Annotated in this window: 13 protein-coding genes; all 13 read left to right on the forward strand. The window is 50.7% G+C overall.

Features of this window, described 5'->3' with window-relative positions; translation table 11 throughout:
* Positions 1-153: 153 nt before the first annotated feature.
* The 13 genes from E3O56_RS10965 (at position 154) to E3O56_RS11025 (ending at position 15,080) form a co-directional block, all read left to right on the forward strand.
* Positions 154-960: a GNAT family N-acetyltransferase gene (locus E3O56_RS10965; RefSeq protein ID WP_187432753.1), complete on the forward strand. Its 807-nt coding sequence runs from the start codon at positions 154-156 to the stop codon at positions 958-960.
* A gap of 67 nt (positions 961-1,027) precedes the next feature.
* Positions 1,028-2,068 (forward strand): DegT/DnrJ/EryC1/StrS family aminotransferase, encoded by a 1,041-nt coding sequence (locus tag E3O56_RS10970; RefSeq protein ID WP_206362127.1) that lies wholly within the window; start codon positions 1,028-1,030, stop codon positions 2,066-2,068.
* 14 nt (positions 2,069-2,082) lie between these two features.
* The gene (locus tag E3O56_RS10975; protein WP_248128209.1) at positions 2,083-3,231 is read left to right on the forward strand and encodes a DegT/DnrJ/EryC1/StrS family aminotransferase; all 1,149 of its coding nucleotides are present in this window, start codon (positions 2,083-2,085) and stop codon (positions 3,229-3,231) included.
* Positions 3,232-3,236: 5 nt separating this feature from the next.
* A complete protein-coding gene (locus E3O56_RS10980; RefSeq protein WP_248090841.1) occupies positions 3,237-4,586 on the forward strand; it encodes an oligosaccharide flippase family protein in 1,350 nt (449 codons plus the stop codon).
* 11 nt (positions 4,587-4,597) lie between these two features.
* Positions 4,598-5,608: a polysaccharide biosynthesis protein gene (locus tag E3O56_RS10985; protein ID WP_122733244.1), complete on the forward strand. Its 1,011-nt coding sequence runs from the start codon at positions 4,598-4,600 to the stop codon at positions 5,606-5,608.
* 1 nt (position 5,609) lies between these two features.
* On the forward strand, positions 5,610-6,797 hold the full coding sequence (locus tag E3O56_RS10990) for a glycosyltransferase family A protein (protein WP_148852323.1): 1,188 nt from the start codon (positions 5,610-5,612) through the stop codon (positions 6,795-6,797).
* Between the two features lie 40 nt (positions 6,798-6,837).
* Positions 6,838-7,677, forward strand: coding sequence for a glycosyltransferase family 2 protein (locus E3O56_RS10995; RefSeq protein WP_216090927.1), 840 nt, complete (start codon positions 6,838-6,840; stop codon positions 7,675-7,677).
* Positions 7,678-7,709: 32 nt separating this feature from the next.
* Positions 7,710-8,726 (forward strand): EpsG family protein, encoded by a 1,017-nt coding sequence (locus E3O56_RS11000; RefSeq protein ID WP_187432750.1) that lies wholly within the window; start codon positions 7,710-7,712, stop codon positions 8,724-8,726.
* A gap of 100 nt (positions 8,727-8,826) precedes the next feature.
* The gene (gene galE / locus E3O56_RS11005) at positions 8,827-9,846 is read left to right on the forward strand and encodes a UDP-glucose 4-epimerase GalE (protein ID WP_216090928.1); all 1,020 of its coding nucleotides are present in this window, start codon (positions 8,827-8,829) and stop codon (positions 9,844-9,846) included.
* Positions 9,843-10,967 carry a glycosyltransferase family 4 protein gene (locus tag E3O56_RS11010; protein ID WP_248128210.1) on the forward strand — a complete coding sequence of 375 codons (1,125 nt, stop codon included), beginning with the start codon at positions 9,843-9,845 and terminating at the stop codon, positions 10,965-10,967. Before galE ends, E3O56_RS11010 begins: the two co-directional genes overlap by 4 nt.
* A gap of 29 nt (positions 10,968-10,996) precedes the next feature.
* Positions 10,997-11,980: an SDR family oxidoreductase gene (locus tag E3O56_RS11015; RefSeq protein ID WP_148852318.1), complete on the forward strand. Its 984-nt coding sequence runs from the start codon at positions 10,997-10,999 to the stop codon at positions 11,978-11,980.
* The gene (locus tag E3O56_RS11020) at positions 11,977-12,996 is read left to right on the forward strand and encodes a glycosyltransferase family 4 protein (protein ID WP_216090929.1); all 1,020 of its coding nucleotides are present in this window, start codon (positions 11,977-11,979) and stop codon (positions 12,994-12,996) included. The genes E3O56_RS11015 and E3O56_RS11020 overlap by 4 nt, the downstream gene beginning before the upstream one ends.
* Before the next feature lie 86 nt (positions 12,997-13,082).
* Positions 13,083-15,080: a nucleoside-diphosphate sugar epimerase/dehydratase gene (locus tag E3O56_RS11025; RefSeq protein ID WP_122733236.1), complete on the forward strand. Its 1,998-nt coding sequence runs from the start codon at positions 13,083-13,085 to the stop codon at positions 15,078-15,080.
* Positions 15,081-15,157 lie beyond the last annotated feature (77 nt).

Below are 15,157 nucleotides of genomic sequence, written 5' to 3' on the forward strand. Positions count from 1 at the left end.
TTGGTGGTTAAACATTGAGGGTGGTCAGGGGGATTCTCTAAGCAGTTTTTGAGGGAGCAAGAATGGTGTCGAATTTGGTGCCTTTGAAGTTTATCTGGCTGGCGACGCTTGTGGAGTGGCCGAGCGCCACTGAGCATGGGTCGGGCACTCATAATGTCTGATGTAATTGCGTGTGCTGGGACGTCCGAGGCTGCCCGAGCGCTATTCTGGGAGGTTTTCTTTTTTTCTCGTGGCCGCGGGGTGAGCTTGCAGGTTCATTTTCCCTGGTTAGAAAATGATCAGGAAGTGACTTGCCTTGAAATCAGAGATCCCTCCAATCTTGAGTCTGCCATAGCCGCTCTGATTATCAGGGCAATTGAGCTACCCAATGGCGAGCCGGTAGGGTTGATCGGGTTAGTCTGCGTACATGAAGAGTGGAGGGGAGCAGGCTTGAGTGTTGAACTGATGTCCGCTGCTATGGACCATGCTATGCATAATGGCCTATCCGCGTTGGTGCTCTGGACTCAGAAGCCAGGCATCTACGAGCGGCATGGCTTCCGTTTTGACGAGCAAGAATCAACAGGGTCGATCTATCTCACTAACAAGTGTGCTGTCGACATTGAGTACGTAACGAGCGACTGGCCTGGCTCGGATACACATGATCGAGAACGTGGTCTTCCGCCGTTTGCTTTATATGGGCAACGGATTAAAAGTGAAGGCGCTGAGTTGATTCTTTTAGGCGGGGCAGATCGCGTAACCTTGGCTGAGTGGCAAGGGGAGGACTCGCAGGTGGCGAGTTTGATCCAGGTTGTTATGGCAGAGCCTTGGATCATCAATGTCTGCGCACAAAGTACGTTAATGGCGGAATTGACTAAAAGAGGCTTCAAAGTTGATCTTGTGCCTGGAGCGGTTCGAATGATCAAGTGGTTAACAAACCGTCCCTCGACAGTGCACCCTATTAAACTTATTGATCGGATCTAAATTAATGTCTAGTAGTCTTCCAATGTTACCTATCGTTAAGGTCGCGATGCCTCCTAAAGAGGTACTGATGCCCGCCTTGGAAGCGGTGCTCTATAGCGGAATGATTGGCGAGGGCGAGTTTGTTTATCAATTCGAAGCGGCATTTGCGCAATTGTTTGGTCTCCAGAATGTAGTGGCTACGAGCAGCGGTACTGCAGCCTTGCACTTGGCTATGCTGCTTAGCGGCATCGAGCCTGGAGATGAGGTCATCACCACCTCTATGACAGCTGAGCCGACGAATACGACAATTCTGCAAATGGGTGCCAAGCCAATTTTTGCAGACGTTGACAGCCTGACAGGTAACCTTGATCCCTCGGCAGTGGAAGCCCTGATTACAGAGAGTACAAAAGCTATTTGTGTTGTCCATTACGCCGGATATCCTGCGCGGTTGAATGAGCTGCGATCCATAGCCGATCGTCACGGACTGTCTCTGATCGAAGATTGCGCCCATGCACTGGGAGCGTCTTATGGAAATCAGTCCATTGGGACAATTGGTGATTATTCGATCTTCTCCTTTCAAGCGATCAAGCACATGACCACCGTGGACGGCGGTGCCTTGGTGGTGAAGGATGCTGCAAAAATTCAAGAGGCACGTCGCTTGCGTTGGTTTGGATTGGCCAAGGGCGTGCCTCGCACCGAAGTCGATATCACGCGCGTGGGTTACAAATACAACATGCATAACGTGGCGGCCGTTATCGGGCTCAAGCAACTTGAATATATAACGCCGCTATTGAAGCGGCATCAAGCTAACGGCCAATACCTGGATCAGGCATTACAGGGTATCCCTGGACTCCAGCCAGCTAAGTATGAAGCCAACGCACAGTCTGCCTACTGGCTTTACACGCTGCTAGCGGATGACTCGGATGATGTTGAGCGTATCTTGGCTGAAGAGCGCGTAATGGCGTCGAAGCTGCACCGTCCCAATCACTTTCATTCGGTATTCAAAGAGTTCGTGAGGCCGATGCCACAATTGGATGCTTTTTATAAAAAATTGATTCATGTGCCCTGCGGTTGGTGGGTCTCGGATGAGGATCGTGAGAAAATTGTTACGGCCTTGAAACGCGGCTGATTAGAGATTTGACTATGCCTAACAACGTTCCTCTGTATAACTCAGTCGTGCTCCCTGAAATGGAGCAAGCTGCTGTGGAAGTTTTACGCTCCGGAAGAATCGCGGGCGGAGAGTGGGTGGCAAAGTTTGAGTCCGAGATGGAAAAAATTGCCGGCTTACCCCACGTAGTTTCCACCATTGATATGACGACGGCTTTATACCTCGCCCTGCATTTGGCTGGTGTAAAAGATGGAGACGAGGTACTCACCACGGCGTTTGCGTGTCTCTCCACCAACTCGGCGATTGCACAGAGCAGAGCGGTTCCTGTCTGGGTGGATGTCAGTCCGCGCTCGGTTACCATGGACGTTGCAGACCTCGAGTCGAAGATCACGGCTAAGACTAGAGCGGTTATTTTGTATCATGTTGCTGGCTATCCTGGGCCAGCCCGTAAAATAGCAGAAATATGCAAGAAACATAATATTGTCTTGATAGAAGATTGTGATAACGCTGTGTCAGCGACGCACGCTTCGTTACCGGTTGGCGCTTACGGTGACTTTGCCATTTATTCGTTTTATCCAAACCGACAGATCAATACCACTGAAGGTGGCGCGCTAGCATGCCGAAGTATTGATATGGCGAATAGAGCGCGCAAGTTACGGCGCTTTGGTATCGACTTCAGCACTTTCCGATCAGCTATTGGTGAGATAAATAGCAGCTCGGATGTGCCGGAAATTGGCTGGAGCATGACGCTGAATAATATGTGCGCGGCTTTGGGATATGCTCAGATGGCATCCTTGCAGTCTCGGCAGGCCGCCACACAGGCTAATGCCCAAGCGTTGCTGGGGTTAACCAGAGATATTGACGGTTTGACACCTGTGCCTGTGTTAGAGGGTGACCAATCCGCCTATTGGGTATTGCTGTTTTTTGTTGAAAAAAGAGATGAACTGATTCGCCGGCTCAAGCAGTCCGGAGTCATGGTTTCAAGTATTCATCAAAGAAACGACACCTACAGCGGGTTTGACGCGGCGCCGCAATATCTGCCGAATACCGATTTTCTTCAGCAGCATATAATAGGTGTGCCGTGTGGTTGGTGGCTCGACGAGGATGACCTACTGACGATCACAGCGTCTTTGAAGGGGGCACTGAGCGGCGCTGTGGATACTATGACCGATTGTACAAAATGATGAATATGTCCGTTATTAGCAGGATGCTGATGCTGTACGCTGGGCGATCATCCAGCCTATTGGTAGCTTTTGTTTTTTTACCTATTTATAGCCGCATGCTCGGTGCGAGCCAATTTGGCAGCATTGCGGTGATTTTGTCCTTTCAAGCACTTTTGGTGATGATGGACTTGGGCATGTCAACGCTGCTGGGGAGGGAGGTTTCTGTATCCGGCCAAGATAAATCCCCCTTAATCAAGTTGCTTAGAAGTGCGGAGCTTAGTCTCGCTGGATTTTATGGGTTTTTGTTTTTTGTCGCGGTAGGCGTCAAGCTGTTTATTGCGGAGCTGGGCATCAGCTGGGGGGCGATCCTTGCGGTAGTCCTGCTGTTTTGGTTCCTGGTGCTGCAAAATCTTTACTATTCGATGCTGATCGCCAACAGGCAATATATATCGGGTAGCGCTTTGCAGGTGATAGGCGTGTCGCTGAGAGCGGCCTTGACTGTCATCGCAATGTACGTGTTTTCAGCGACCCTGGATGTGTTCATATACACCCAACTGGTAACTACGATTATTCATTGGTGGGTGTCTCGAGTGTTCTTGATAAAAGATCTGTCGGGCACAGCACTCGGGGTCCAAAAGACTGATTGGCCATCCTTTTCCGACGCATTCAATCTCACGAAGGCCGGTGGCGCGCTGGTTATCTTCTCCGCGGCGGGTGCCGCGGTGACGCAGCTCGACAAACCAATCATTTCATTTTTTACTTCAGCTGCCAGTGTCGCGCCCTATTACCTCGCGAGCTTGCTTTGCATGGCCCCGATTTCGATTCTCGCAGGGCCGGTCAGCCAGTATTTTCAACCGATCATGCTGCGCACAGCAGCTAGCGGAGTGAGCAGTGACGCGCGTAAGATAATTATCAGGTTCGGCATCTCGGTCTTCGTAGTGACCGCGCTACCGACCTTTGTGCTCTGGTGGTTCCGTGATCCCCTCATCACGCTGTGGGTGGGGCCAGGAGCCAATAACGAGCTGATTTCAGCCTATCTCGCGATACTTTTACCCGGTGTTGCAATTGGGGCTTTCGGATTTATCCCTTATAGCCTGTTAATCTATGCCAAAGACTTCAGGTTTCAGGCGACCATGTCGGGCTTTTTGACGATCGCCACGCTGGTCATGACGATATTGGCTGCCTCCGCAGGCGACGTAAAAGCGATCTGTTATGTGTACTCGGCCTACCATGCGTCATCGACTATGGTTTCGTGGGTCAGGGCGATGACCCTGCCTGAGGTAAAAGGGTACGCGAGAGTTTCGGCGCTATTGGTTTCTTCAGCAGTGCTGTTGTTTGTAGCGGTGGTAGCGCTGCTGTTTTTCTTCTTGGTTTGATTGGTGAAGGTATGTTTGACAATAAGGTTTTGATGATCACCGGTGGTACAGGCTCATTTGGCAATACTGTCCTGAAGCGTTTTCTCGACACCGCGGTTAAAGAGATCATCGTGTTCAGTCGCGATGAGAAGAAGCAGGAAGACATGCGGATTGCGCTGAACAATCCCAAGGTGAAATTTCACATTGGCGATGTAAGAAATTACGAAAGCATCAGTCGGGCAATGGCCGGGGTCGATTACGTATTTCACGCAGCCGCGCTGAAGCAAGTGCCGTCCTGTGAGTTTTACCCGATGGAAGCTGTATTGACCAATATCATCGGTACAGAGAACGTGCTCAATGCGGCGATCGATAACAAAGTACAGCGCGTTGTTTTGCTGAGTACAGATAAAGCAGTCTACCCGATTAACGCTATGGGTATTTCCAAGGCGATGGGCGAGAAGGTCCTGATCGCAAAGTCTCGAACAGTCCGCGACGGCGGCCCTGTGTTGTGTGCGACCCGTTACGGTAACGTAATGGCATCCCGTGGCTCGGTTATTCCGTTGTTCGTGGATAAAATCAAAGCGGGTGTCCCTCTGACGGTAACTGACCCGAACATGACCCGCTTCCTCATGAGTCTTGAAGACTCCGTGGACTTGGTATTGCATGCGTTCGAACATGGCGAGCAGGGTGATATCTTCGTGCAGAAGGCGCCGGCCAGCACCATCGGTGATCTGACGAACGCGTTGAAGGAGCTTTTTAATAGCCAGGTGCCGGTTAATATTATCGGTACTCGACACGGCGAAAAACTCTATGAGTCTCTGGTGTCTCGAGAAGAGATGGCCAAAGCCAAAGACATGGGGCGTTACTATCGAATTCCAGCGGACAATCGCGACCTGAACTATGATAAATTTATTATCGAAGGTCAGCCCGAGGCAAACGCAATTGACGACTATACGTCGCACAATACAGAGTTGTTGAAGGGCGAAGATATTAAGAAGTTGCTCATGACATTGTCCTATATTCAGCGCAGCCTCGGTCAATAGTATGAGTATTCTGAGCGTCATTATCCCTACGCATAATCGGGCGCGCTACGCGATTCCGTCAATCCGATCCATATTGGATCTGTCGGAAGAAATTCAAGTAGTGGTTTGCGACTCGAGCCCGGTTGACGAAATATCAGAAGCCTTTAAAGGTTTCTATCCAGAAGCACGCTTGAAGTTGGTCCGTTCAACTGAGGGCATCAGTGTGGTCGATAACTTTAACCTTGGGTTGCAGTCGGCAGATGGTGATTATTTAGTTTTCATCGGCGATGATGATTTTGTCGCGAAGGAAATAATTGATGTTGCCCATTGGGCTAAAAAGCACGATGTTGATGCGCTGAAATTCAACTTCCCTGCGTTGTACTACTGGAATGATTTCAAGCATTCAACCCGTGGCGATTCCTATTTTGGCACGCTGCATCTGAGCCCCTTCACAGGTGATGTGGTTCGACACGATGTCAAAGCATCGGTCAATTACGCTCTGGATAATTTTGGCGGTGGTGTATTTGGAATGCCGCGTGCATATGCCGGTATGATTTCAAACGCATTGGCCAAGAGGATTGAAGGGAAGTATGGCGCGCTGTTTGGCGGTGTCAGTCCTGATATCTACAGTTCATTACTGATCGCCACTGAGTCCACCTCGTGCGTGTTGGTCGATTATCCGGTTATCGTACCAGGCGCCTCGGGTCAAAGCACTTCTGGCAAGAGTGTAACGGGCGGGCACTACGGAGCATTAAGAGATAATGCTCATATTGCGCCGTTCAAAAATTTGGTGTGGGATGCACGAATACCCGAATTTTATTCGGTTCCCACGGTGTGGTCGTATTCTCTGCTTAAGGCTGTCGAGCGAGTTCAGTCCCAGGGCGGTAAAAATCTGAACCCGAATTTTGGCAGGCTGTTATTGAAGTGTTTCGTTTATTTTCCAGGCTCGTATAAGCATACATTGACTTCGCTGAAGGCAGCTTGCGCAGAATTTGGTGTTTTGAAGATTGCAGCACAGTTGGTATCTTCGGTGTGCTCAGAATTTTTATGGGGTGTGTCCAGGATAATCAACCGGGTTCGTGCGCGATACGTCGAGAAGAATGTCGAGGTTTTTGACCAGCTCAACACCACATTGATCGGCAGCGAAAAACTGCGTGAAGTCTTAGATGCGCGTGGCTCGAAGATCAGGTTTCCTGAGTCGAATTCGTGAACTTCTATTATTTGATAATTGCGAAGGTGTGAGCCATAACATGCTGTTTGAAAAGGGCGCCCGTAGCGCCGCGTCTGCTAACGTCAGCGTTGTGATTCCTTGTTATCGCTGCAAGGCAACGATTCGGCGTGCGCTTGATTCAGTGTTTGCCCAGACGCTGAGACCCGTCGAGGTATTGTTGGTCGATGATGCAAGTCCGGACGGCACTCTAGACTTTCTTCAGTCATTGGTCACGGAGTACCCGGAGAACTGGGTGCGGGTTTGCGCGTTGAAAAAAAACGCAGGACCCGCAGCGGCTCGCAACACGGCATGGGAAATGGCGTCGCAGCCCTATATTGCGTTTCTAGACTCCGATGATAGTTGGCACCCACAAAAAATAGAGCTTCAGTATGGCTGGATGCTGGAAAATCCAGAGGTGACGCTAACCGGACAGATCTGTGAGACGCTGAGTTCGGAGTCGATGCCGCATCATGTTTATAACGCTGCGCAAGCGGGGTTCTATCAGGTCACCTTCGCGGATTTGTTGAAATCCAATAGGTTCTCAACGCCCTCGGTCATGATCAGGAAAGATGTGGCTTATCGTTTTTCCACGGATAAGAGGTTCTGCGAGGACTACCTGCTGTGGTGCGAGTTGCTGGGAAGTGGCGCTCGCGGCTATTCACTTGAGTTGCCCTTGACGTTTTGCCACAAGCCCATTTATGGGCATGCCGGGCTAAGCAGTAATATGTGGGCAATGGAAAAGGGGGAGTTGGATGTCTATGACCATCTTTTTCGTGAGGGTCGAATTGGGCCGGTCCGTCGGCGTCTTCTGAAAGGGTGGTCGTTCGTGCGTTATATGCGCAGAGTGCTTAAGGTTAAGTTGGGAAAAAGCCTGGAATGATATATCTAATTGGCTGGGGAACGTTGTATCTCATGTTTTTCCTGACCGGGTTGGCGGGTAACAGGACGCGCCTCTTTATCGCAATATCTTTGATTGTGTTTATGGTGTTTTCGGTCATGCGCGGTGCCGTAGGTACAGACACGGCGAACTATGAGTTGATCGTTGAAGGCTTTTCGGCGGACTATGTCTGGGGGGGGATGGAGCCGGGTTTCGTATTATTGGGTAAAGCGTTATTGTATGTTTCAGACTCAGGCGTCGTCGCAGTAAGGGTGCTCAGTTTTCTGATTTTTGTGATGCTGTTTCTGTACTTGGCTCGTGCTGACAAGAACGAACGTTTTTTACTCATCGCCTATATTTTGCCGACCTTTGTTTATCAGTACAGCATGAACGGGTTGCGCATTGGGCTGGCGGCAATGTTGGTGTTGCTGGCCACGCAGAACGTGCGTCAGTTTAGGTATAAATCTGGAGTGGTGCTGGCGGTATCTGCGCTGTTGTTTCATTACTCGTCACTGGTGTCGTTGCTATTTATCTGGGCGTCGTGGTCTCGGTGGCTGAAGACAAGTAATGTCTTGGTTGTCCCAGTTGTGGTATGTGCGCTGTTGTTTTTGTTGAGTTTGAATGGTGACTACTTTCTCGCCAAATTGCTGTCTTATCAGGATTCAGAGTCCCCCAACCCGCTGTCGGGACTGAGTAAGGTCGCGGTATTGTTGCTGTTTGTGGCAGCGTTGTTCTTTTCAAAACTTCCAAATGCGGAAAAAACCAAACTCATAGTGTTAGGCGCTGGCTTCACCATTTCTTTTTGGTTGGTGTCAGCGGTGTCGTATGCTGGTTTGCGATTTTTGGATTTGATATCCTTCGCCTTTCCCGTTGCGATTCTTTTGACCTATAGCCGTCTCGCTTTGAATTTTGACACAACAATCAAGCTCGCTTTCATTGTGGCGGGCATTTTGAGCGCGGCGAGTGGCTACAGGAATTTCGTAGCCGAGGAGGGGGTTGGGCCCTCTCCGTTCATGCCTTATCATTTTATCGACTTTTCCAATGGAGGCTAGACAGCCTCATTCTGTATCTAGTAAACATCAGTAGAGCGGGTGTCAGGCTCTCAATCATTTTATATTCATGCGGTCGTGAAGGGCTGTTGGAGACGAAGTTGTGAAGATATTAGTAACTGGAGGTGCTGGCTACATCGCCTCCCACACGGTGGTCGAGTTACTGGGCGTCGGTTGGGACGTTGTCGTGCTTGACAACCTGGCTAATAGCTCCGAGGTTTCCTTGGTCCGGATTGCCCAAATAACTGGACGCGAGCCATTATTTGTCCTTGGCGACATTTTGGACGAGGCACTCCTCGCTACTCTTTTTCGCGAGCATAAATTCGACGCAGTAATCCATTTTGCTGGATTGAAAGCCGTAGGGGACAGCGTTAAAGACCCCCTTGCATACTACCAAACTAACGTTACGGGCAGCCTTTCACTATTTTCTGCCATGGCGGCCGCGGGCGTGTTCAGGCTCGTGTTCAGTTCGTCGGCAACAGTGTATGGCGAGCCAGACGTCATGCCTATTTCTGAGGAGTATCCCATTGGTGCGCCCAAAAGCCCCTACGGTCGTTCCAAGCTTATTGTTGAGCAGGTACTTGAGGACCTGGTTCGCGCCGATGATCGATGGGCGATAGCGACACTTCGATACTTCAACCCTGTGGGGGCCCATCCCAGCGGGCTGATTGGGGAAAACCCAAATGGCACGCCTAATAATTTACTGCCGTATATCAGTAAAGTTGTAACCGGTAAGCTCCCCTATTTGTCCATCTACGGTAGTGATTATCCAACATGTGATGGAACGGGCGTACGCGATTACATTCATGTTACTGACTTGGCGAACGGCCACGTCAGCGCAGTGCGGTATATAGCAGATAATACCGGCTTACATGCTTGGAACTTAGGAACTGGCGTGGGCTATTCTGTCCTGCAAGTGATAGCTGCATTTGAAAAAGTTTCAGGGGTGAAAGTCTCCCACAAATTGTGTGAGCGCAGGCCGGGGGATATTGCCGAATGTTGGTCTGACCCCGCGAAGGCGTTTAGAGATCTAGGGTGGCGTGCGGAATTGAATCTTGAGGATATGATGCGGGATACTTGGAGATGGTTACAGAGTAATCCGGACGGATATCAGTCCAAATGAAAATTGCCTTGATAGGAACTACTGCTGCCTGTGTGTTGGGCTTTCGTGCTGATCTAATCCGTGCGATGTCGGAGCAAGGCCACGTTGTTTACGCATTCGCCCTGGACTACGAAAGTGCAAGTCGCGAGGGCGTCAGGGCGTTGGGCGGTATCCCGATGGATTACCACATTAGCCGAGCGGGTTTAAACCCGTTAAATGACCTTGCCTCGACACTGAAATTATCCAGAACTCTTCGCTCCATCGCGCCAGACATGGTTTTTTCATATTTTGCAAAGCCTGTGATATTCGGTACGTTCGCGGCTGTGTTGGCAGGTGTCAAGCGCAGGGTCGGAATGTTGGAAGGCCTCGGCTACGTCTTTACCGAGCTCCCTGAGGGGATGGGGTTTAAACGCAAACTGTTAAAGTGGGTTCAAGTTTCACTTTACCGGATGGCATTTCCGTTTCTTGAGCGACTGATCCTCTTGAACAAAGATGACCAGATTGATTTGGTTGATAAGTATCGGCTGAGGGTCAATAAGGTTTCGGTGCTCGGTGGTATCGGCTTGAAATTGAGTGACTATCCCTATTCCCGGCCTCCTGTGTCTCCCGTGAGCTTCATATTTGTCGGACGACTCTTGGCGGAAAAGGGTGTGCATATATTTATTGAGTCGGCGCGGATTGTGAAAGAACAATTCCCGGAAGCACGATTCGTGATGCTTGGGGGTATTGACGAGTCGAATCCAGGTGGGCTGAAGGCGCATGACTTAGAGCGACTGAAGATGGAAGGCGTGATAGAGCATCCGGGTCACGTATCTGATGTTGTCAGCTGGGTCTCCGACGCCAGTGTCTTTGTTCTCCCATCTTATTACCGTGAAGGCGTCCCCCGGAGCACTCAGGAAGCAATGGCAATTGGCCGTGCGATCCTGACCACGAATGTACCCGGTTGTAAGGACACTGTGGTGGACGGCGTCAATGGGTACTTGGTTGCACCTTGGTCAGCGGAAGAACTCGCTGACAAGATGATCCATCTTATCAAACATCCAGACGATATAGTCCAAATGGGGCTGGCAAGCCATGCGATTGCGCAGGACAAATTTGACGCTGACATTGTTAATCAGCGTTTGATGAGTTATCTCGTTTGAAATTTTTGTATTTATAGGTCTGGTGGATTATGGAAGGCACTAAGAAAGTCGTGCTGCTGACGGGCGTTTCCGGTTTTGTAGGGCGGGCTCTTTTGGACTCTTTAGTTGGTAGCGCAAGCTATCAGATACGCGCCTGCGCTCGCAATATCGGTGTGGCCGAGCACCCTGGTGTCGAGTACATCGCCATGGGCGATCTGGGTGGCGATGCGCGCTGGGAATCTTTCACCCAGGATGTTGATGTGGTTGTTCACGCTGCTGCTCGCGTGCATGTGATGAACGATAACAGCACAGATCCTGTGGCAGAGTTTCGTAAGGTCAACGTGGACGGTACGTTGAACCTGGCGCGCCAGGCTGCGGCTTCCGGGGTACGGCGCTTCGTATTCATCAGTTCAATCAAGGTAAACGGCGAGTTCACCCTTCCCGGCAGGCCTTTCACGGCAGATGATTCTCCTGCCCCGGCAGACCCGTATGGCGTTTCCAAGCTGGAAGCTGAAAATGGTTTATTGGCCCTTTCCAAAAGTACTGGTATGGAGATTGTGATCATCAGACCAGTTCTCGTCTACGGGCCAGGTGTGAAGGCGAATTTCCGAAATATGATGGCGTTCCTGGCGAAGGGAGTATCCATTCCGTTGCCGCTGGGTTCGGTCAACAATAAGCGCAGCCTTGTTGCTTTGGACAATTTGGTCGACTTGATCAAAACCTGTATGGTGCATCCTGCCGCAGCCAACCAGATTTTTTTGGTGAGTGATGGCAACGATGTGTCCACCACAGAGCTTTTACGTAAAGTCGCGCACTCGGTTGGAACTAAGGCTGTGTTGGTCCCGTTTCCAGTAAAATTATTGACGTTTTTGGCCACGCTTGTTGGCAAGAAAGGGGTTGCAACCCGGCTATTCGGTTCACTGCAAGTGGACATTTCGAAAAATCATCAGCTGTTGGGTTGGTTGCCTCCTGTCACTCTCGATGCGTCCCTCAAAAAAACGGCCAACGCTTATCTCGAGAGTAAATTTGAATGACATTATTTTGGTTGTTTCCCGCCATTCTGATTTTGGCGCTGGTGCTCACAGGGGCTCTGCGCCGCTACGCTCTTAACAACAATCTCATTGATCTCCCGAATGGACGTAGCTCCCATGTCGTCCCAACGCCGCGGGGAGGAGGGGTAGCGATCGTCTCGAGCTTTCTCGCGTTCCTTCCCATGCTCTGGATCGGGGGTGTACTTTCTTTTGACGCATTCATGGCGCTATTCGGCGCTGGTCTGATGGTTGCGATCGTCGGTTTCCTCGATGACCATGGGCATATTCCAGCCCGCTGGCGCTTATTGAGTCATTTCACCGCTGCTGTCTGGGTACTGATATGGAGTCACGGCCTGCCCCCTGTCGAGGCTTTTGGCTATGTGGTGGATTTAGGCTGGTTCGCCCACATACTGGCTGCGTTCTACCTGGTGTGGATGCTCAACCTTTACAATTTCATGGATGGAATTAATGGCCTGGCAAGTGTTGAGGCCATCACCACCTGCTTCGGCGCAGCCTTGCTCTACTGGCTCTGCGCAACGCCCGTCATCGCCTGGGTACCGTTGCTTCTTGGTTTTGCGGTGGCTGGCTTTTTGTATTGGAATTTTCCCAAGGCCCGAATTTTCATGGGCGATGCTGGGAGCGGCTTCCTCGGCATATCCTTGGGTGTCCTGGCGATACAGGGCGCGTGGATGTCGTTTGATCTTTTCTGGGGGTGGTTGATTCTTCTGGGCGTGTTTATTGTCGATGCCACTTTCACGCTGTGTCGGCGTATTCTGCGCGGTGACAAACTATATGAGGCGCATCGCAGCCATGCCTATCAATTCGCTTCCCGCGAATTTAAATCGCACATTCCCGTAACTGTAGCTGTTGCCCTCATTAACGTTCTATGGTTGTTGCCTTTAGCTTGCTTGGTCGCGACTAAGCAGCTTGATGGTATCGTCGCGCTGATCATCGCGTACGCGCCATTGATATTGTTAGCCTGGAGGTTCAGAGCAGGTGCGTTGGAAGCCAGCAAATAACATTTGTTGCTCTGTCGATAGGATGGAGCGTATTTGAAATATCGAGCGACTGTTTTTTTGAACAATGCGGTGCTTTAGAGGTAGGTATGGATAGGGTTCGTGCATTTTTAGTTGATCTGCCACGGCGGCAAAAACGGCTTATTCAAGTTTCTGTAGATGTATTACTTGTGTGGGCTGCGCTCTGGCTGTCGTTCATTGTACGATTGGGTGTAGAGGATTTTGTTAACCCCTTGGTTGCCCATACCTGGCTTTTTCTGTGTGCGCCGATTGTGGCTGTACCGCTCTATATACGTTTTGGCATGTACAGAGCGGTTATGCGTTACTTTGGCAATGACGCGCTGATAGCTATCATCAAAGCCGTGAGCCTGTCAGCGCTGATATTGGGTGTCGTTGTGTACTGGTACAGCAACCACCAAAATGTCGTGCCTCGCTCTATTATCTTCAATTACTGGTGGTTGAGCCTGATAATGGTCGGGGGGTTGAGACTCGCCATGCGGCAGTTCTTCTTGGGCGACTGGTTCTCTGCTGCTCAGCATGTGCCATTCACCAGTCGCGACAATGGCCTGCCACGGGTTGCGATTTATGGTGCAGGCGCCGCAGGGAATCAGTTGGTTGCGGCATTACGGATGGGGCGTGTGATGCGGCCTGTCGCCTTTATTGATGACGATGTCAGCATTTCCGATCGTGTTATTTCTGGCTTGCAGGTTTATAAGTCCAAACACATCCAAAGGATGATTGATGCAACGGGCGCCCAGGAAATTCTCTTGGCAATCCCGTCATCCAACAGAGGCCGTCGCCGGGAAATCCTGGGGTTTCTGGAGGGCTTTCCGTTGCATGTTCGTAGTGTTCCGGGATTTATGGATCTCGCCAGCGGACGGGTTAAGGTCGACGATATCCAAGAGGTGGATATTGCCGACTTGCTGGGACGTGACGCGGTTCCGGCCCAAGGGGAATTGCTCGAACATTGTATCAAAGGCCAAGTAGTGCTCGTGACTGGCGCAGGCGGCTCGATAGGGTCTGAGTTGTGCCGGCAGATACTGTCGCTGCGTCCTTCTACACTGCTGTTGTTTGAACACAGCGAGTTCAACTTATACAGTATTCTTTCCGAGTTGGAGCAGCGCGTCTCCCGTGAGTCGCTGTCTGTGTTGTTACTTCCGATTTTAGGGTCTGTGCGCAACGAAGGTCAGCTGTCCAGCCTCATGAAGTCTTGGTGCGTAAATACTGTCTATCACGCTGCGGCCTATAAACATGTGCCGATGGTCGAGCACAATATCGCTGAAGGCATACTTAACAATGTGATGGGTACTTTGAGTGCGGCGCAGGCGGCACTCAAGGCCGAAGTCCAAAATTTCGTACTCATTTCAACGGACAAAGCGGTGCGTCCTACTAATGTGATGGGCAGTACAAAGCGGTTGGCCGAACTGATACTGCAAGCGCTTAGTCGTGAAGAAAATCCGCAATTGCACGGTGATTTAACCGCTGTAGGCACGGCTAACAAAACGCGCTTCACGATGGTACGTTTTGGTAATGTATTGGGTTCCTCAGGCTCAGTCATTCCGCTTTTTCACAAACAGATCAAGTCAGGTGGCCCCCTGACAGTGACGCATCCGAAAATTACCCGATACTTCATGACCATTCCCGAAGCTGCACAACTTGTCATTCAGGCAGGATCGATGGGCTTGGGCGGCGACGTGTTCGTTCTGGATATGGGCGAGCCGGTCAAGATCGTGGAGTTGGCTGAAAAAATGATCAATCTTTCTGGGCTGAGTGTTCGTTCCGAGAAAAACCCGCACGGCGATATTTCTATTGAGTTCAGTGGACTTCGGCCAGGCGAGAAACTCTATGAAGAGTTGTTGATCGGCGATAACGTTGCCCCCACCCAGCATCCAATGATTATGAGTGCTTCTGAAGACTATCTCGAATGGGATGTACTGAAAGGGGTGCTCAGAGATCTGCTGTCCGCGATAGAAGTGCATGACTACCCTAAGGTACGCCAATTGCTACGCGAGACCGTAAGCGGTTATGCGCCGGATGGCGACATCGTCGATTGGGTTCACCAGCAGCGTAGAATGAAGCTCAAGTGAGCTGAGGTGATTGGGTCCAGACCGAAAGTGATGGTCATGGTATGTGGCCATTTCGGACACGTTGGTGGGGGGGGGGG

Source organism: Pseudomonas sp. W2Aug9, assembly GCF_023127755.1.
Classification (GTDB): Bacteria; Pseudomonadota; Gammaproteobacteria; order Pseudomonadales; family Pseudomonadaceae; genus Aquipseudomonas; species Aquipseudomonas synxantha_A.